The organism is Companilactobacillus pabuli, assembly GCF_014058425.1.
Taxonomy (GTDB): Bacteria; Bacillota; Bacilli; order Lactobacillales; family Lactobacillaceae; genus Companilactobacillus; species Companilactobacillus pabuli.
Genome location: NZ_CP049366.1, coordinates 965,296 through 985,366 on the forward strand (window position 1 = coordinate 965,296; position 20,071 = coordinate 985,366).

General features: G+C 34.9%; 19 protein-coding genes. 16 read left to right on the top strand and 3 right to left on the bottom strand.

The annotated features are described in order from the left end of the window. Positions 1–10 precede the first annotated feature (10 nt). The 6 genes from der (at position 11) to G6534_RS04685 (ending at position 9,604) form a co-directional block, all read left to right on the top strand. Positions 11–1,324 (top strand): ribosome biogenesis GTPase Der, encoded by a 1,314-nt coding sequence (gene der / locus G6534_RS04660; RefSeq protein WP_182083191.1) that lies wholly within the window; start codon positions 11–13, stop codon positions 1,322–1,324. A 186-nt stretch (positions 1,325–1,510) separates the two neighbouring features. Then, positions 1,511–1,786, top strand: coding sequence for an HU family DNA-binding protein (locus G6534_RS04665; protein WP_010019909.1), 276 nt, complete (start codon positions 1,511–1,513; stop codon positions 1,784–1,786). A gap of 66 nt (positions 1,787–1,852) precedes the next feature. Continuing rightward, a complete protein-coding gene (locus G6534_RS04670) occupies positions 1,853–3,097 on the top strand; it encodes a tetratricopeptide repeat protein (RefSeq protein ID WP_059073430.1) in 1,245 nt (414 codons plus the stop codon). A 479-nt stretch (positions 3,098–3,576) separates the two neighbouring features. After that, positions 3,577–4,995, top strand: a complete 1,419-nt coding sequence (gene nhaC, locus G6534_RS04675) for a Na+/H+ antiporter NhaC (RefSeq protein ID WP_182083192.1) — start codon at positions 3,577–3,579, stop codon at positions 4,993–4,995. A 157-nt stretch (positions 4,996–5,152) separates the two neighbouring features. Then, complete coding sequence (locus G6534_RS04680; protein WP_182083193.1) at positions 5,153–8,659, top strand: L-type lectin family protein; 3,507 nt, start codon at positions 5,153–5,155, stop codon at positions 8,657–8,659. Positions 8,660–8,722: 63 nt separating this feature from the next. Then, entirely contained in the window at positions 8,723–9,604 is an 882-nt protein-coding gene (locus G6534_RS04685; RefSeq protein WP_059073427.1) for an ROK family protein, read from the top strand. Positions 9,605–9,623: 19 nt separating this feature from the next. Here G6534_RS04685 and G6534_RS04690 read toward each other — a convergent pair whose 3' ends face one another. Beyond that, positions 9,624–10,238 (bottom strand): hypothetical protein, encoded by a 615-nt coding sequence (locus G6534_RS04690; RefSeq protein ID WP_059073426.1) that lies wholly within the window; start codon positions 10,236–10,238, stop codon positions 9,624–9,626. A 215-nt stretch (positions 10,239–10,453) separates the two neighbouring features. Next, positions 10,454–10,864, bottom strand: a complete 411-nt coding sequence (locus tag G6534_RS04695) for a hypothetical protein (RefSeq protein ID WP_059073425.1) — start codon at positions 10,862–10,864, stop codon at positions 10,454–10,456. A gap of 383 nt (positions 10,865–11,247) precedes the next feature. On the opposite strand from G6534_RS04695, the gene G6534_RS04700 reads away from it, so the two are divergent. From G6534_RS04700 to G6534_RS04725, 6 genes are all read left to right on the top strand, one after another. Then, positions 11,248–12,450, top strand: a complete 1,203-nt coding sequence (locus G6534_RS04700) for a CCA tRNA nucleotidyltransferase (RefSeq protein WP_059073424.1) — start codon at positions 11,248–11,250, stop codon at positions 12,448–12,450. A 52-nt stretch (positions 12,451–12,502) separates the two neighbouring features. Further along, the gene (locus G6534_RS04705) at positions 12,503–12,967 is read left to right on the top strand and encodes a hypothetical protein (protein WP_059073423.1); all 465 of its coding nucleotides are present in this window, start codon (positions 12,503–12,505) and stop codon (positions 12,965–12,967) included. 57 nt (positions 12,968–13,024) lie between these two features. Continuing rightward, the gene (locus G6534_RS04710; RefSeq protein WP_162531835.1) at positions 13,025–13,195 is read left to right on the top strand and encodes a hypothetical protein; all 171 of its coding nucleotides are present in this window, start codon (positions 13,025–13,027) and stop codon (positions 13,193–13,195) included. Positions 13,196–13,284: 89 nt separating this feature from the next. Next, entirely contained in the window at positions 13,285–15,186 is a 1,902-nt protein-coding gene (locus G6534_RS04715) for an ABC-F family ATP-binding cassette domain-containing protein (protein WP_059073422.1), read from the top strand. Between the two features lie 9 nt (positions 15,187–15,195). After that, positions 15,196–16,146: a thymidylate synthase gene (locus G6534_RS04720; protein ID WP_059073421.1), complete on the top strand. Its 951-nt coding sequence runs from the start codon at positions 15,196–15,198 to the stop codon at positions 16,144–16,146. 10 nt (positions 16,147–16,156) lie between these two features. Continuing rightward, the gene (locus G6534_RS04725) at positions 16,157–16,648 is read left to right on the top strand and encodes a dihydrofolate reductase (protein WP_182083194.1); all 492 of its coding nucleotides are present in this window, start codon (positions 16,157–16,159) and stop codon (positions 16,646–16,648) included. On the opposite strand, the gene trhA is transcribed toward G6534_RS04725, so the two are convergent. Beyond that, positions 16,641–17,291, bottom strand: a complete 651-nt coding sequence (gene trhA, locus G6534_RS04730; RefSeq protein ID WP_059073420.1) for a PAQR family membrane homeostasis protein TrhA — start codon at positions 17,289–17,291, stop codon at positions 16,641–16,643. The genes G6534_RS04725 and trhA overlap by 8 nt on opposite strands. A 205-nt stretch (positions 17,292–17,496) precedes the next feature. Between trhA and G6534_RS04735 the strand changes: the two genes are divergently transcribed. From G6534_RS04735 to G6534_RS04750, 4 genes are read left to right on the top strand one after another with little or no spacing between them, the layout of a single operon-like run. After that, positions 17,497–18,339 (top strand): DegV family protein, encoded by an 843-nt coding sequence (locus tag G6534_RS04735; protein ID WP_059073419.1) that lies wholly within the window; start codon positions 17,497–17,499, stop codon positions 18,337–18,339. Between the two features lie 48 nt (positions 18,340–18,387). Beyond that, on the top strand, positions 18,388–19,236 hold the full coding sequence (locus G6534_RS04740) for a DUF459 domain-containing protein (RefSeq protein ID WP_059073418.1): 849 nt from the start codon (positions 18,388–18,390) through the stop codon (positions 19,234–19,236). After that, complete coding sequence (locus tag G6534_RS04745) at positions 19,236–19,829, top strand: YpmS family protein (protein WP_238788914.1); 594 nt, start codon at positions 19,236–19,238, stop codon at positions 19,827–19,829. The genes G6534_RS04740 and G6534_RS04745 overlap by 1 nt, the downstream gene beginning before the upstream one ends. A gap of 12 nt (positions 19,830–19,841) precedes the next feature. Next, entirely contained in the window at positions 19,842–20,066 is a 225-nt protein-coding gene (locus G6534_RS04750) for a YozE family protein (RefSeq protein WP_059073415.1), read from the top strand. Positions 20,067–20,071 lie beyond the last annotated feature (5 nt).

Below are 20,071 nucleotides of genomic sequence, written 5' to 3' on the forward strand. Positions count from 1 at the left end.
GAGGCAAAATATGTCTGTTCCAGTAGTTGCGTTAGTAGGACGCCCCAATGTTGGTAAATCTACAATTTTTAATCGAATTATTAATGAACGACTTTCAATCGTTGAAGATACACCTGGTGTTACTAGAGATCGAATTTATTCCCGTGCTAGTTGGTTAGGAAGAGAATTCCGTTTGATCGATACTGGTGGTATTGAAATGAGCGGTGAAAAAATGTCCGTTCAAATCAAGAACCAAGCTGAGATTGCAATCGATGAAGCTGACGTTATCGTCTTTATCACTAACGGTCAAAATGGCGTTACTAAAGAAGACGAAGATGTTGCTAAAATTTTGTATCGGACGAAGAAGCCAGTTATCCTAGCAGTCAACAAAGCTGATAATCCTGAACAACGTCAAAATATTTATGACTTTTATGCATTAGGATTTGGCGATCCCAATCCTATTTCTGGTGCTCAAGGTACTGGTTTAGGTGATTTGTTGGATGAAATTGTTAAGGCCTTTCCACACGAAGACAAGTTGGAAGAAGATAAGACTATCAAATTTAGTTTTATCGGTCGTCCTAATGTTGGTAAATCATCATTGGTCAATGCTATCTTAGGTGATCAACGTGTTATCGTTTCCGATATGCAAGGAACGACTCGTGATGCCATCGATACTAAGTATCATGATGAAAAGCTCGACAAAGACTTTACAATGATTGATACTGCTGGTATTAGAAAACGTGGTAAAGTCTACGAAAATACTGAAAAATACTCTGTTTTGCGTGCTTTGAGTGCGATTGATAAGTCAGACGTCGTTTGTGTTGTTTTGAATGCTGAAGAAGGTATTCGTGAACAAGACAAGCGTGTGGCTGGATATGCTCACAACGCCGGCAAAGGTGTAATCATCGTCGTTAACAAGTGGGATACTTTGAAAAAAGACACTAATACGATGAAGGACTTTGAAAACCAAATTAGAGTTGAATTCCAATACTTATCATATGCACCAATCTTGTTCACTTCTGCTATTAAGGGTCAACGCCTCGACCAAATTCCAGAATTAGTTGCAAGAGTTTATGGTAACCGTGATCGTCGAATTCAATCTTCAGTTCTTAACGATTTATTGTTGCGTGCAACTTCAATCGCACCAACACCATTAGTAAATGGAAAACGTTTGAGAATTTACTACATGACACAAGTTGCCATTCAACCGCCAACATTTGTTGCTTTCGTTAATGAGACAGAATTGCTTCATTTCTCATATGAGAGATTTTTGAAGAATCAATTGCGTGATACTTTCGATTTTGAAGGAACACCAATCAAGATTCTTCCAAGAAAACGAAAATAGCTTAGAAAGACAGTATTTTATCCGTTTTTATAAATATAATTATATTTAAGAAGATTTATATTAAAAAATGGCGTAAATGCTTGCCACATCGGCATTGCTATGGTAATTTTGTACATAGAATAATGAACGCATTAATAAAAGTTCATGTGTTCTAAATATTTTACAAATTTCCGGAGGTATTCACATATGGCAAATAAAGCTGAACTTATTGATAGTGTCGCAAGTAAAACTGGTTTGACAAAGAAGGACGCAACTTCTGCTGTTGATGCAGTATTTGAAACTATCCAAGAAAACTTATCAGAAGGTAACAAAGTTCAATTGATTGGCTTTGGTAACTTTGAAGTTCGTCAACGTGCTGCTCGTAAGGGTCGTAACCCACAAACTGGCGAAGAAATTAAGATTCCAGCAAGCAAGGTTCCTGCATTTAAACCAGGTAAAGCTTTGAAGGATTCAGTTAAATAATTAGTTTTATAAGGGGCGGTCGTTTGACCGTCTTTTTTTACGCAAAAGAAAGTATGAGGTTTTAATTTGAGTAAAGCAGATAAAGTTATGGAAACAATCGATGATGGTGACTTTTCAAAAGTTGATGGTTTGATTCAAGAATCACTTAAAGAAGATGATGATCAAACTCAATTTTCTTTAGCTGAAACATTGATGAGTCGTGGACTCTCTGTTCAAGCTAAGACGATTTATCAACATCTTTTGGTCAATTACCCAGCAGAGGGCCAAATCCTCTCCAGACTGGCTGAAATTGCTGTTTCTGACGGCGATAGCGATCAAGCTTTAGATTATATTTCTCAAATCACGCCTGATTCACCAGCTTATGCCGAAAATTTGTTAGTTTCAGCCGATATTTATCAGTCATTAGGACTTTATGAGGTTAGTGAACAAAAACTCTTAGAGGGAATCAGAGAGTTTCCTGATGAGGAAGTTTTCAAGTTTGCCTTGGCTGAAGTTTATTTCGATGAGAATAAATTCAATCAAGCTTTGACGTACTATGACATGTTATTAGATATGGGAATTAAGAACTATTCTGGTATTTCAATTGTCTTGAGAAAGGCCAGTTCTTTAGCTGGGGATGGACAATATGAAGATGCCATCAGTGAATATGAAAAATTAAACGCTTTGGAATTAAATGAAGATGCTCAGTTCCAACTCGGATTTTTGTACAATCAAGTTAAAAATTATAATAAATCGATTTCTGTTTTGGAAAACTTACTTGACACTAATCGTGATTACCCAACGGCTTATCCAGTTATTGCTGAGGATTATTTGAATATCAAGAAAAATGCTGATGCTTTCAAGTATGCTCAACTAGGTTTGAACTTGAATGAATTAGATGACCGTTTGTATCAAATTGCCTTTGATGCTGGAACATCAGAAGATGCTAATAACGCCATTAAGATTTTGGAAACTGGTATTAAGAAAGTCGAAAATCCAATGCCATTAGTTATCAAATTAAGTGATTACTATGTTACTAAAGGCCAGTTCAAAGCTAACTTGGATCTCTTGGATGGTCGTGAAATCAATAATAATCCTAAATTGATTTGGAATTTGGCTAAATCAGAATTTGAAACTGATGATGTTAATAAAGCCCAAGAAGACATTTTGACGGTCTTAGACGAATTTAAAGACAATCTTGACTACTTGTCAGACTTGGTAGAAATTTTGCGTAGCACCGGCAATAAAGAGGTTCTCCAAGCAGCATTGAGACTTTACTTGAAACAAGATCCTGATAATGAGCAAATGCAAGAATTGTTAGATTCACTTTAATCAAAATTAGAAAAATTAAAAAATAATAATATTTTTCTAATAAAACTCTTGCGTTATGAAAAAGTTCTGCTAAGATTACTTACATAAATTGATTTTGATTTTACAACAAGTAGCGAAGTATCTCAGCGTTCAGAGAAATGGCGGTCGGTGCGAGCCATACAGGATATTTTCACAAAATACTAAATTGAAATCTCGCGTCCTGTGTTTACGGAATAAAGAGCAAGTATTATTACTTGAATTTGGGTGGTACCGCGCCAAAAGCGTCCCTGCATATATTGCAGGGGCGCTTTTTTTATTCTTTAGGACAAATAATTTTAGGAGGAATTACAGATGAAATTTATCGAAAAGTTACGCATGCAAGCAACCTTTGCACAAATCCTAAATGAGAAAGAAATTAACGAAGTACAAAGAAACTATTATTACAGACCCTATCAAAACTACTAAGAAAAACAAATCAAATTCAAAATAGGGTGAGTAATATGAAAAAAGGTAAATTATCAGTTTTAGAAAGTTTAATTATTATGATCGTAATGTTTGGGATGTTAGGAACAATGATGATTGCTCTGGGCATGACACCTCAAATTCCAATTTTATTGGCATTCACATTGTTATTGTTTTACGGAAGATTTCGTGGCTTTACTTGGAATCAACTCCAAGATGGTATCGTTGAAGGCGTCAAACCAGGAATCGTACCAATGATTATATTTATCATGATCGGTGTTTTAGTATCGGCTTGGTCAATGTCTGGAGTAATTCCAACCATCATGGTTTACGGTCTAGAAATATTAAATGTCAGATTTTTCTTATTTACGGTATTTGTCAGTTGTTGTTTAGTTGGTGTGATCGTCGGTAGTTCTTTCACAACTATTAGTACTTTAGGTATCGTCTTCATGGGTATCGGTCACGTTATGGGTATCAATACAGCTTTAACTGCTGGATCAATCGTTTCTGGTGCTTTATTTGGAAATAACATGTCACCATTATCTGGAACAACTAATTTAGCTACGGGAATTGCTGGAGTCGATAATGTTTTTGATCACATTAAGACAATCGCTCATACAGCTATTCCTTCAGCAACAATCACTGCTATTATTTTCTTGATTGCGGGTCACACGACTGCCAATCCTAATATGAGTTCGGTGCACCATATTATCAATGCTCTAAATGCTAACTTCTTTGTGTCACCTTGGATGTTAATTCCAATCGCTGTGTTAATTATTTGTGCTATTATGCAAGTTCCTGCTATTCCAACGTTATTGTCAGGATCAATTACCGCAATTATCATGCATATCTTTATCAATCATCCCAAGCTTTCAACTATCAGTAATCAAATCATGAATGGTTTCCAATTGAATTCACCGGATAAGAAAATCAACAGTATCGTCAGTGGTGGTGGTGTCACTAGTATGTTGAGCAGTATTTCTTTAATTTTAGTTGCTTTGACTCTAGGTGGCGTCTTGATCAAAATGGGTGTTGTTGAAAATCTAGTTGGTAAAATGAAACAAAGTGTCAATACACCTGGTAAATTGATCTTAACTTCAGTTTTAAGTGCTATCGGAGTTAACTTCTTAGTCGGTGAACAATACATTTCGATTATTTTACCTGGTACAACTTTCAAAGAAAACTTTGATAAACAAAATATCAAACCGGTTTACTTATCACGAATCCTCGCTAGTGGGGGAGCTGATATCAATGCTTTGGTTCCTTGGGGAGTTACCGGAATCTTTATCTCTGGTGTTTTAGGCGTTAGTCCATTAGTCTTCATTCCATGTGCCTTCTACGTTTGGATGAATCCATTATTAACAGTTACCTTTGGTTTTGTTTTTGGTAAAAATTACAATAAGGATAAAGTTGCTGAACCAAAACTCAATCGTCAAGTTTCTGAACAGTTGAATTAGAAAAGAATTAAAGCAATAGTCATCTTGCATAATGAGATGGCTATTTTTTTATAATATTTTTTTCATAAATCGGCACCAAATGAAAGCGCTTATAACATATAATAACAATATCAATAATATATGTTTAAACTTGTCATAAATATGTGAGGTGAGTTTCATGAAGAAGCATGGATTTATCTTCAAATTATTAATTGTTATGTTTCTTTTACCACTATTTAGAGCAACTCCAATTACTTCTGTGATGGCTGCAAGTGAACCATCTAAAGAGGAAGTTTACAAACATGCTCCAAAAGGTGTGAGGTTTAATGATTTTATTACCGCACCAAGTTCTTACTCCAATACCAAGACTGGTGCTGCCAATGCTTTTCCTAGCTCTAATAAAATAATACGGGCAGAGGATACAGGCAACCCTAGCGATATTATTCAAATGTTAGACGCAGGTGGAGAAAATAAACAGATTGGCTCTTTTTGGGGAACCGTGAAAGACGACAATGGTAATAAAACTTATAATTATTTTGATTTAAGCAAGAATCAAACTTTATCAGTCTGGTATTACGGTGGTAATACTATCGATGGCTTTGCCTTTGTTTTACAGAATGATCCAAATGGTGATCAAGCTATCTCTAGAGATTATACTGATGGAATTCCAAGTTACGGACAGACCTTAGGTGTCTGGGGAGGTGGAAGTTCGGATGGTAAAGGATTGAGCGAAGCAATAACAGATAATTCTGGCGGTATACAAAACAGTGTTGCAATTGAATTCGATAGATATTTGAATCAAAATGCTGGTTCAAAATCTAATAATATAAATGATTATTTAGATTATGATGGCGATACTAATTCAGGTTTTGTTTCAAATCAGTTAAAGGAAAACCATATATCATGGGGATATCCAGGGGATGTTGCTACATACTTTGGAAAAGACTATACAACAGGATTAATTTTTAAAGAAACGACTACGTACAATTACATGGGGCATAGGGCAAGGATTCAAAATCATGCTTATTTATTAGGTTATGATGGTATCACCGTTGCTAACTCTGAAACCCAAGACCCCAGAAATGGTTGGCGTCATTTAACAATCGATTATCAAAAACCAGATACAGGTTCTTCAATTGGATATTTGTCATATCATATCAATGACAAATTCCAAGATGGGACGACCAGACCTCAAAATGCTCAAGATGTTAAAACTTTTGAAATTGATACGAATCAGTTAGTTAAAGATAGTTCCGATAAAAAAGCTCGCTGGGGCTTTACAGCTTCAACTGGATCGCCAGAATCAAAGAAAAGTGATTTTGCGATGGTAATTGAAAAAATGCCACGCGTGGTTGATATCAAAGGTACTTCTAAGATGACTGATTTGACTAGAAATACATCTGTAAGTTCAACTGACGGCGATACTTTAAATGTCTCTGATGGCGACCAAGTTATGCTGGAACAAAATTTGAAATATGTCGGTGGTATTTCTGAATCTGGAGAAATCACTGCAACTGTTGCATTACCAGACTATTTAGATTTTTCTGGCGATGAAAATGGCGTGATTGGCGAAATGAATTATACCGCCGCAGATGGTACAAAACAAACTCTTGAAATCAATAAAACAGATTTAGAAGAAGTTACTATTAGTACGACAACAGGAAATGACACAGATACGCCAGTTTTTAAGCAAGTTACAGGTTTTAAAGTTAAGATTCCTTCAATGAGTAAAATTGACGATCAATCGAATATTCAAGTTTATGGGACAGTTAAAGGACCGCAGAGCCAAACGCCGATTACGACAAAAGTAAGTGGCGTTAATACTAGTTATAATTCCGATGGATTTACTGGCGATACGATGAGTCCTGACTTTACGATTGATAATGAAGTATTACAAATAGTAAATACTAATGACTTGTCTCAAGAGATCAGTCCTGATGAAACAGCTCATTTCAAAGGTAAAATTTCTTATTTAAAGGATTCTGAATTTGATGGCGAAGATATAATTAGTGAAGTAGATGTCTATGATCAAGACAATAAATTAGTTCCTGGCATTCAAAAGGGCAATATCTCAGTTGCTAAAGGTGCTAAATCAGGTGATTTTGATATTCCTTTTGATGTTAATGACTTAGAAAGTAATAAAACTTACGACTTCAAAGTTAAGATGACTGATTCTAAAGGACGCGTTTCTAACGTTTTAGTTTATCAAGTTAAGGTGTTAGACAATAAGCAATTAGTGATTTCCAGAAAAGATTTTAAGATTTATGAGATTTATGAGAAGAACAATATTCCGCTCTGTAATATTAAAGTTGAATATGATAATGGGGCTAAAGTAAATAGCAAAGATCTGACTATTCATATGAACATAGATAACGAAGATACCATTTTTAAACTTGATTCTGATGCTGTTGAAACATCAATTAATGCAGAAATTTCTGAACAATTAAAACAGTTGGATTATGGTACACATCAGATTAATGCTTGGGTCGATGATGGAACTCGTCAATCAAATGTGCTAGATTTTACAATTAAATTGATTGATTTAGGAATTGTTTTGGAACCTAAAGAAGAGGTTATCGATGTTCATGACAATGATCCAGTTCCATTAGATTGGACTATAAAATATAGTGATGAAATAGATTCAGATATGCTAATAAATCCACATAAATTCAATAAGCTATCTTTAAAAATTAAGAATGAAGACAGTGATGTTTATCAAGATTTCTTTGTAAGTGTAAATAGTGATGGCTTAGAAAATTCAACTGTGGTCAATACTGATAGCAATAATAATTATAGTTTTATACTTAATCCAATCGAAAGTGTGTTGGGAGTAAATAAATACTATAGCTTGTTAAAAGAAGGACAAAATATAATCAAATTTTCAGTCACAGGAAATTCGTACCATTCTGAAGAAAAAACAGTAATAATCAATGTTCCTAAATTAACTCCAAGTATTTCAACGACTGCTAAAAATATTACGACTAGTTCGACACTGAATTTAATAAAAGTTCCTTTAGAGTTTAAGTACTTAGAAGATGAAACTTATCAAACTGCACCAGCACAGTTGACCGTTAGAATCAAAGATGAGAATAAAGTTTATGGTGGACTGAGTATTGTTTCTGGAAGTATAGATTATGGACCACCACTTACTTATACGGGACAATTTTCTCCTAGTGTGGTAGGTATGAGTCAACCAGACAGTCCTTTTATTCTTACAGGGACAGTTAGGGATGTTTATGGCAGATATTCTGAGACACCATTTTTTAAGCTAGATATCAACAAAAAACTCTTAGAATTAAATGTCTCTGATTCTCGTTTTAGAGATATAAATTTTGATGATCAAGATGGCGATTTTATTCAACGTGATGGAAAATGGGACGTCAAAGTAAACAGTGTCGGTACAAAGTGGAATCTTTCTGCGCATTCATTAGGATTGTTTAATGTTTTAGATAATGATTATGTTGAACCGCTATACTTTATTGATAAAGCCGACAATTATCAATCTTTGACTAATACTCCAACTATCGCCAATCGTGATACTGCTGTGAGTGGACAAAACAAAATCGAAAATATTTCTGATAACTGGGATGATGATGACGGTATTATGATCAAGAACCAAAAGTCCAATCTCAGTGGCGAATATCAAGGTCAAATTGAGTGGACTTTGTCTGAATCGATTCAATAGAGAATGTATTATAATAAGTATGTACGTAGAGAAAACGCTTAATTTATTTTCTGGATGGTAGATATGAAACCAATAATAACAATTGATGTTGGTGGAACAACGATTAAACACGCTTTATTTGATGAATCGAAACAAGTTTTAACTAATAAGAGTGCGGTTGCGACACCAAAGAATTTAGCAACATTTTATACAGTAATTGAGAATGTAGTAAAAAGGTATGATCGAACCAAGATTGCCGGGGTAGCTTTGAGTATTCCAGGAGCTGTCAATCAACAAACAGGGATTATTGGTGGCATTAGCGCCTTGCCGTATATCCATAATTTTCCAATTGAAGCCGCTTTGGAAAAACGTTTGAATTTGCCAGTTTCAATGGAAAATGACGCCAATTGTGCAGCCTTAGCTGAAATTAATAGTGGAATGGCCGTCAACATGCAAAATATCGTCATGTTAGTGATTGGAACCGGAGTTGGTGGGGCTGTTGTTATTAATCGGCAATTAGTTCATGGTCAGCATTTACTAGGTGGAGAATTTGGGATGATGCTAGGTCAAACCGATCAACGTCTCAGTCTAGTTGGTACTGCAGTGAGAATGGCTCAACATTACAATCAAGCATATAAGACTAATTACACTGGAAAAGAAATTCTAGCAATGGCTCAAAAGGGTGATTCAACTGCTCAAAAGTACGCACTGAAGTTGTATGATAATTTAGCTCGAGCAATTTTTAATTTACAATTTGTCGTTGATCCTGAGGCTTTTATCATTGGCGGTGGCGTTTCGAGTAATCAAGCTTTCATCAATAATTTGAATGAAGCTGCTCAAAGATTAGTTCAGCGAGTAGCCGATATTAAATTAGTTCCCAAAATTATCCCTGCGTATTATCACAATGATGCCAATTTGATTGGTGCGGCCTTGAATTTCAAAGTTAAAAAAGCTGTCTTGATTTGATTTCAAGACAGCTTTTGTTTTAGCAAAGATCCGTATAACGATAAGGGATTGCTTGATTTAGTTGTTTAGTGATTTCTTTTAGATGCGGTTCTTGGCGAATTTCTTTGTTATTCAACACGAATTCATGATTCTTTTCAACCCAAACATTGGAGTTCGGCGCTAAAACTTCATATTCATTGTGATTTTTATCTAATCTGAGGATAACTTTTTGTCCCAACTTTGGAAGTGGACATTGAAGTGACTGATAATAAACGTTTTGTTCAATGCCGCCAGGGAGTTTGATGTCGATATTTTTTCCTAAGATATCCTCCGAGCCACTGATAATGTGATTGACGTAAATGGACGTTGCTGTGGACTCTTTGTTACTGTGGGTGAAATCGATAACCGTTCCTTGAATGAGAAAATCACTTTTCTTCTTTAATTGGGTCAAGGATAAATTTTTCGGTAGATTGGTTTCTTGATCCGATGAGGTTGAATAAGCAACTTGTTTTGTTTGCTGGCGCCATTTCCTTTTATTTCGTTTGAGAACTATTTGTTGTTTTTGCAAGTCGGTTTGGTCAATATATGAAGTTTTATGACTACAACCGGTTAAGAATAAAGCACAGACAGTAATTGTCGCCAAATAAATTTTCATTGAGGATACTCCTTACTTTTTTTGCAAGTGAAAAGGTAGTATCAATCCTTTGATTCCTCGAATGAAAAATATTTTACGGTGGCATTTGCCGGATGCATTTGATTCACTTCTTTATAAGATCATATATATCATAACATGATTTAACTTTTCTCCAAAGAGGACAAAAGAGCCTAGAACCCCTGATTAAGGATTTCTAGACTCTTTTTTTATGCTTGTTATGCGTGATTTTCGGTTTTCATTTCATAAACTTCTGGAGCGAAGGTTGAACGTAACGTTTCAATACCTTTGTTAAAGGAATTGAGAACAGACTCCGAAGTTTCATCACGATTGATTTCCACAGTCACGACTGACTCGTCTGTCGGGTCGGTAAAAGCAACCATAATAAAATTGTCGCCACCGTCGATTCCCCGTTCAAAATCAACTTGGTAATCTTTGAATTCTGGATTATTTAAAACATCCAGTAAAAAGTGTTCTTTGAGACTCTCGTACAATTCGATATTGGTAATATCTGGATCTAAAACCGCAAGATTACGATACTTCGATTCATTTTTGTATAGTGTTTCAAAATGATTTACAAAATAATCAAAACAGTCGGTTGCAGTTAGTTGCGTTAAATCGTTAGCCACAATGATCAACTCCTTAATTATATTGGTCTATAACTTATATTATAACGTATCTGAATAATTAAAGGGTGATTATTGAATCTTATTATTTGTCTTTACCAGCTACCATACTAATAATGAAGACAACGGAATTTAATAAAAGTGCCGAAAAGGTCAACCAGTTGATACTGCCAATAATTCCAATCCACAATCCAATCAATGAAATTAAAAGTATGATATTTACCATTTCTTATGAATGCTAGAAGTTTTGTTTTTTAAATTGTTTTTTCTAGCAGTCTTTCACTTCCTTATCAACTTCATTATATCGCAGATAAAGAGGTTTATTTGGCAACTCGGCTTAATGGTATATAATAATTAAAGACTTTTAATATACGTGAGGTAAATATATGCAAATCAAACAACTTCCTGCAGATTTTCAAGCAGCATTACCAGTTTTAAAAAAAATAGAACAAGCCGGATTTGAAGCTTATTTTGTAGGAGGTAGTGTCCGTGATCATATTTTAGGACTATCGATCCACGACGTTGATATTGCTACTAGTGCTTACCCAGAAGAAATCAAAGAGATTTTTAAACGCACAGTCGACACTGGAATCCAACATGGAACAGTAACAGTCTTAATGGGGGATGATTCGTATGAGATCACTACCTTTAGAACTGAATCTGGTTATCAGGATTATCGTCGTCCTGACAAAGTAACTTTCGTACGCTCTTTAGCCGATGATTTAAAGAGACGTGATTTTACGATCAATGCCTTAGCCGTTGACAAAGATGGTCAAGTAATTGATAAATTTGATGGATTAAAGGATTTAGATAAGAAAATTATTCGTGCAGTCGGTCATGCTGAGGAAAGATTTCACGAAGATGCCTTGAGAATGATGCGAGCAGTAAGATTTCAAGCGCAGTTGAATTTCAAAATTGAAGAAAAAACTGCTCAAGCGATTGCAGATAATGCTCCGTTACTAGCTAAAATTGCAATTGAACGTATCCGTGAAGAATTTGTCAAAATGATGTTGAGTCAAAATTGGCAAACTGGTCTGGCAGATTTTATTAAGTTAGGGTTAAGCGAATATTGTCCAGGTTTTAAGGATCAAAAATTAGAGTTAGCAGAGTTGTTGGAAATCAAGGATACTGAATTTGTCGATGAAGAAGCAGCTTTTAGTGCTATCGGCTACGTCTTAAGCTTGAATCACCAGGAATTCAATGCCTTTTTGCGTGATTGGAAGGTTTCTAATAAAACTCGTGAAGCTAGTTTGAATACTTTAAATCTATTGCACCTTTTTGAGAGTCAGGATTTTGATCTTTGGAACATTTATAAGCTTGGAGTCGATAATTTGGATCGTACGATTGAGTTATCGAAGATGTTCCAAATCGAATTTGATTATACAAATTTAAAGCAAAAAGTAGATCAAATTGCTATTAAAAGTAGTCATGATTTGCAGCTAACAGGTAAGAATGTTTGTGAAATATTGGACGTAAAACCGGGACCAATCATCGGTAAATCGATGTCACAAATGGAGCGTGCTGTCGTGGAAGGAAACGTTTCCAATAATTTTGATGATTTGAGACATTATTTGTTAAGTAATCAATAATGCTGTGTTATTATGAATTTAGTAAGTATTTTAGAATTGAAAGGGTGATAATATGACTAAACATGTTTTTAAAGAACTTAAGTTTTACTTTAGAAATGATGATACTTGGACTGTTAGTCACAGTGAAATGAGTGATGTTTGGATTGCGCGTGTAACAACTAGTTATGGACGTATCAAGGGTGGACGTATGCAAGAGATTCACCCATGCAAACGTTTTAGAATCGAAATCTTACCAGAAGCTGATTATATCAAGGATACAGATGTTTCTACTGCTGCTATGGCTGATGGGATGTTCAATCGTATTATTAAGTATCAAGACGTTGAAAAATGTGATATTGTCTTTGAGGATGACCAAGATAAAGAACCAATGCAAATTTACTTCCCATTCAAGCAAAAGGATGTTGAAGGATTGGATAATGCTTATCAATCTTCAGCTATTTCAAGTAAAACTGGTAATCTTTATATTGCTATCGACCCAGAAAATACTGTTTACGACATTTATAAAGAAGATCTTTAAAAAAATGCGAGGCCTTAGTCCAAAAACTAAGTCTCGCTTTTTAATTGGAGGAAAATAATGGGGAATTTAAAAATTGGCAGCATGGTAACAATTGTTGATCAAACGGATGCCATGAAAGACCAAATCGGAGCGGTTGTTTATTTTGATGAAAAAAGAGCTAAAATTTTGGTTCGATTTGGCGGACAACAACAGATGTATTATTCCATCGACCAATTACAGGAATATTAATTTCTGACATGTGATAAAATAAAACAGAACAGCAATAATACCTCTATCTACATCGGTAGAGGAATTTTTTATTTATAGTGGTGAAATAATTGAAAACCTTAAACATAACGAATGCATCAAAATCATTTGGTGAAAGAACGCTTTTTACTAATGTTACTTTTACAATTAATGAAGGAGATCGAATTGGTCTTTTAGGACTAAATGGGACTGGTAAAACAACTTTACTAGATGGAATTGTCAACAATTCTGACCTCAATACGATTGAAATCGAAAAACCTAAGGATTATAAGATTTCTTATCTCAAGCAGCAACCAGACTTGGATGCAAATTCATCAGTCATCGATGCTGTTTTCAATGGTAGTGGCGAAAAATTTCAATTGATCCGTCAATACGAAAACTCCTTGGCTCAATTTAATGCTAATTCGACTGATCAAAAGATTCAAAATGACTTTTTTAAGTTGCAAGAAAAAATGAATGCAGCTGAAGCTTGGCAAATGGAATCAGATGTTAAGTCAATTTTGAATAAATTGGGAATCACAGAATTAGATAAGAAGATCAAGGAACTGTCTGGTGGTCAACAAAGACGTGTTGCCTTAGCTCAAACTTTGATTTCTGAAGCTGATTTACTGATCTTAGATGAGCCAACAAACCATTTGGATTATGAAGCTATCGATTGGCTTCAAACTTATTTGAGCAAATATAAGGGTTCAGTCTTATTCGTAACCCACGATCGTTATTTCTTAAATGAAGTAGCGACAAGAATTTTTGAATTGGAAAACCGTAATGTGACTGAATATGACGGTAACTACGAGAAGTACTTGCAACAAAAGGCGGCTAACGAAGAAATTTATGCTTCTGAACAACACCATAAAACTCAACTGTATAAGCAAGAATTAAATTGGATGCGTGCTGGTGTCAAGGCTCGTGGAACTAAGCAACAAGCTAGAAAAGACCGTTTCAACGACTTAAAAGAAGATTTACAAAACAAGCCTGACGTTCAAAAAGAAATGTCGATTGATATCGCTCAACAACGTCTTGGTAATGATGTCTTTGATATCAAGGATGCTAGTTTGAAATTCTCTAAGCATGTGATTTTAAACGATTTTAGTTATTTAGTAACTAGAGGTGACCGTATCGGAATTACTGGTGCCAATGGTTCTGGTAAGACGACCTTTTTGAACACAATTGCTCAACAAATTCCACTCGATTCTGGTGAAATCAAGACCGGTCAAACAGTTCGTCTCGGTTATTACACGCAGCATACACGCGATATGGACCCAGACAAACGAGTTATTAGATACCTCGAATCCATTGGACAAGGCGCTAAGAACACTGATGGTACGCATATGTCAGCGTCGCAAATGCTTGATACTTTCAAATTTGATCACCAAATGCAAGGAGCTTTCATTCGTGAGTTGTCCGGTGGTGAAAAGCGTCGTTTGTACTTATTAGCTATTTTGATGGATCAGCCCAACGTCTTATTGCTAGATGAACCGACAAATAACTTGGATATTGAAACTTTGACGATTCTAGAAAATTACTTGGAAAACTTTAAGGGAACAGTTATGGCAGTTTCCCATGACCGTTATTTCTTGGATAAAGTTGCTCATAAATTATTGATCTTTGAAGGTCAAGGCGAGATTGAAGAAAGCTATGATTCATACTCTGGCTATCTTCAAAAAGAAACTGAGAAAAAACAGGCTCAACATCATGAAGTAAAAGCTCAAAAACATGATGAGGCTAAAGAAAAAGAAGCTCAGAGTAAACCGGCAGAAAAGACTAAGTTGACTTACGCTGAACAAATTGAATTCGATAAATTGGAGCCAAAAATCGAAAAACTCGATGATGAAATGGCTAAGTTAAAAGAACAATTGAATGATCCCAAGAATGGTTATGAAGATTTGATGGATTTCCAAAAGCAACTGGATGAAAAGACTGCTGAATCTGATAAATTAATGGATCGTTGGGAATATTTAGGACAATATATCTAGGAGGAAACTATGCATAACGAACAGCAATATTTGGATCTTTTACAATACGTTTTAGACCACGGGCACAAGAAGAGCGACCGAACGGGAACTGGAACGATCAGTACTTTTGGCTATCAAATGCGATTTGATTTACAAGAGTCATTTCCACTTTTGACAACTAAGAAAATTCCCTTTGGTTTAATTAAAAGCGAATTATTGTGGTTCTTGCATGGCGATACTAATATTAGATATTTGTTAGAACACAAGAATCACATTTGGGATGAGTGGGCTTTTAAAAACTATATTGAAAGTTCCGATTATAAGGGACCAGATATGACCGATTTTGGTCGTCGTCATTTAGTAGATGAAGACTTCAATCAAAAATATCAAGTTGAAAAAAAGAAATTTGATCAAAATATTTTAACAGACGATGCCTTTGCTCAAAAATTTGGTAACCTTGGGGATGTCTATGGTGCTCAATGGCGTCATTGGCAAAAACGCGATGGTGGTTTTATTGATCAAATTGCCGGTGTCATCGACCAAATAAAAAAGACGCCGGATTCAAGACGTCTCATTGTCAGTGCTTGGAATCCAGAAGATGTGCCAACAATGGCTTTACCACCTTGTCACACGTTGTTCCAATTTTATGTTAATGACGGAAAACTCTCTTGTCAGTTGTATCAACGTAGTGGTGATTTATTCTTGGGTGTACCTTTTAATATAGCCAGCTACGCTTTATTGACGCATCTAATAGCTCGAGAAACTGGTTTAGAAGTTGGTGAATTCGTTCATACTTTGGGTGATGCTCACATTTATTCTAATCACCTTGAACAAGTAAAAGAACAATTGAGCCGTAAACCTGTTGCCGGACCAAGTCTTGAAATCAATAGCGATAAAAGTATTTTTGATTTAGATGTCAAAGATATTCGTGTCGATAATTATAATCCGCAACCAGCTATCAAAGCTCCGGTTGCTGTCTAGGGGTGAGAAAATGATCAGTTTTGTTTGGGCTGAAGATAAGAACCACGTAATTGGTGTTGATGGACATTTACCATGGAAATTGCCTAATGATATGAAGCGCTTTAAAGATGTTACGACTAATCATCCTATCGTTATGGGACGCAAAACTTTTGAGAGTTTCCCCAATGGTCCTTTGCCAAAGAGATTAAATATTGTTATTTCTAGAAATTCTGATTATCAGGTGCCAGAAGGCGTAGTTTTAATTTCAAATAGAGAACAACTAAAAAACGTCGTCAAACCAGATGATGAGGTTATGGTCATTGGCGGTGCTGGAATTTTTAAATTGTTTGAAGATATTGTGGATCGTTTGTATTTAACACGCATCGACCATGAATTTGTCGGCGATACAAAGATGGTTGATTTAGATTACAGCCAATTTAAATTAATTGAAAAAAAAGAAGGCATCATGGATAAAAATAATATTTATCCATATACCTTCGAGACTTATCAAAGAATTAATTAACAAAGAAGTAAACTGAAAAGTACATTAATGCAGTTCCAATCATGACGAAGATGTGCCAAATGACGTGAATATATTTAAGATTTTTCATTAGATATAAACAAGCTCCTAATGTAAAAGCGACGCCTCCGGCCACCAAGAGCCAAATACCAGTTGCACCGATAGTTTGATAGAGTGGTTTCATTGCAATGATGATGGCCCAACCCATTAAGACGTAGAGTAAAGTTTCAAAATATTTGAATTTACCAACATTGAAGATTTTGTAGAGGATGCCGCCGATAGCTAATAGCCAGATGAAAGCTAAAATTCCGTAACCAAAGGCTGAATGTAAGGCGATTAAACAGTATGGCGTATAAGTTCCTGCAATCATTAGAAAAATTGAACTATGATCAAAAATTTGAAAAACGCCTTTGGCTTTCGTGAAATAAAGACTGTGGAACAAGGTTGAACTGAGATATAAGAAAAATAAAGTGAATGCGTAAATGAAATAGGCAGTAATATTGAGAGGATTTCCTTGGTGGAATCCCTTAATCAATAAGAAAACTGATCCAATTATTGCTAAAATAATTCCGATACCGTGTGTAACAGCACTAAATACTTGATCAGTTATCAAATAAGTTCGAGTAAAATTAGTTTTTTTTGACATTTTGAAGACCTCAATTATTTGGTTTACGTAAACATTATATACATCTAAAGACTTTTCAGACAACGACAATCTTTAGTATAATTAAAAACAGCCATTGTTTTGTATATAAATATTAATTAAAATACATGATATTGATAATTTACTGAGAACAAGTTTGGTATAATTAAATTAATTAGGAACTAAGACCCTATGAAAGAGGGATAAAATGAGCAAAGTAAAAATTATTGCCGATTCATCGGTACAATTAACTCCAGAAGAAATCGAGAAATATGATATCAGTATTGTCCCTTTAACGATCAGTATTGACGAAAAGACATACGTAGATGGTGTAAATATTACTCGTGAGAAATTTGTTGAAGAAATGGATTCCTCAAAAGATTTACCTAAAACATCACAACCTTCAATCGGTACCTTTATGGAAGTAATCGATAAAGTACCAGCAGACTATACGGATATCTTGTTGTTGATGATGACACCTTCAATCAGTGGTACAATCAATGCAGCTAGACAAGTGGCTGACATGAGTGATCGAAACGTAGAAGTAATTGATACAGAGTTTACCGACCGTGCCCAAGGATTCCAAGTTATCAAGGCAGCACAATTGGCTCAAGAGGGCAAGTCAGTTGCTGAAATCAAGACAGCTTTGGATGAAGTACGTGAACACACTTATTTATATATGGGTGTAACTAGTATTGAAAACATCTTGCGTGGTGGTCGATTGAGTCGTTTTGCCGGAACTTTGTCGACAATCTTGAATATCAATCTAGTTTTGATAGTTAAAAATAATACTTTAAGCATCGCTAAACGTGGTCGTGGTCGAAAGACAATCGAAAAATACATGGACAACGTCATAGAAGAGATAAAAGGCTTGAAGAATATCAAAGCTATTGGAATTTCTTACGTTGATAAAATGGATTATGTCAATGAATTAAAAGAGAAACTTGCCGAAATCGTACCGAATGTGCCGTTGTTGATTCGTGTTACTAGTCCAGTAATCGCAACTCATGCTGGATCAGGTGCTTTCGCAATTGAATTTTATACAGAGTAAAAGCTGATGAATGCATCAGCTTTTTTTTGAAAGATGGATTATATATAAATGAAGAAAAAAAGTATTTGGATTATTGTAATAATTATTTTGTTGATTGCTGTTAGTGGCGGAACTTACTATTTTGTCCATAACAACAAACAACAAATAGTCGAAACAAAAACTACTAAAGAAACTAAACCTAAAATCAAAGTTATTCCTAAAAAGAAAAGTATCGATATTGTAGCTGTTGGAGATTCATTGACACAAGGAGTCGGAGATTCTAAATCAGTTGGTGGTGGCTACGTTACTCGTTTGACTAAGAAAGTTCAAAATAAGTATAATGTCAAAACACAATCTCATAATTATGGGGTTTCTGGTGATACTAGTAGTCAAATCATGACTCGAATCAAAAATGACCAAAAAATGCATCAAGATTTACCTAAGGCTGATATTATCACGGTAACTGTTGGCGGTAATGACTTCATGCACATGTTGCAAAGAAAAGGCTTAGATCTAACAGCTGGAGACATTGCTGATGAACAAGTGCAATTTGATAAACGTTTAACTAAATTGTTGACTGATTTACGGAGTTACAACAAAACAGCACCAATTTATTTAATTGGAATTTACAACCCATTTAGTATTTATTTGTCAAATGTCAAAAACGCCAAAACAGCTTTTATTAACTGGAACAAGGCTTCTGCTAAAGTGGCAAGTAATTTTAATGATACTCATTTTGTGGACATTAATGATTTGTATCAACCTAAGAATATCAAGAAAAAAGTTCAAAAAACGGGTGTCAATCCATATCTTTACAAGAAAGACCACTTCCATCCCAATGGAACCGGTTATGATATGATGACAGAAAAAATTTTTGAGCAAGTAAATGGGACTAAGAAAGAGTGGCTTTACAAGTAATGAAGAAAAATTATTGGAAATATGCATTTATCGCTTTAGTAGCAATTATCGTCGTAGGATTAGGATTTATCGGAACCAAAGTCTTTAGTTCACCAAGAGATAACTATCAAGTTTCTTCAAAAATAATTGATCAAGATGCTAAAGTTTTCACAGTCAATATGACGAAACAAGAAGCCAATAAGATGGCGCAATACTATTTGAAAAATACTTTGAACGATGGCAAAACTGATTATCAGTTGATTTTGAAAAAAGATGCTGAATTGACGGGTGATGTCAAATTCCTAGGTGCTAAAATCAATTTCACAATTTTGATGCAACCTTATGCTAAAACAAATGGTGACGTGTTGCTCAAAGCGAAAAAAATGAAAATCGGTGATTTATCATTACCAATTTCTTTTGTAATGAATTATATTAAGAATAGCTTTAAAACACCTAATTGGGTCAGTATCGATGGTAAAGACAAGACCATCTTGTTGAAATTTACTAAGTTCACTACCAAAGAAGGTTACGGTATTCGTGCTAAGAACATTGATTTGAAAAATAATAAGTTGTCCTTTGAAGTAATGAATACTAAAATTACTGATAATCAATAGGAAGGAGTAAAAATGAGACGCAGTTTTTATGAGTTTTTAATGACTCTTCGCAATTCGGAAAGTGTCGAACCAGAAGCAGAATTTGCGAATAATGCTTTTCGTGACTCTTCCTTTCCAAAACATGAAGAAAATTATCAAAAGCTTTCTGAATATTTGGAGTTGAATGCAGGCTATCTACCAAGTATGACGATTTTTGATGAAGCCTACCAAAAGTATCAAGAAATAGATAAGAAATAAATGAC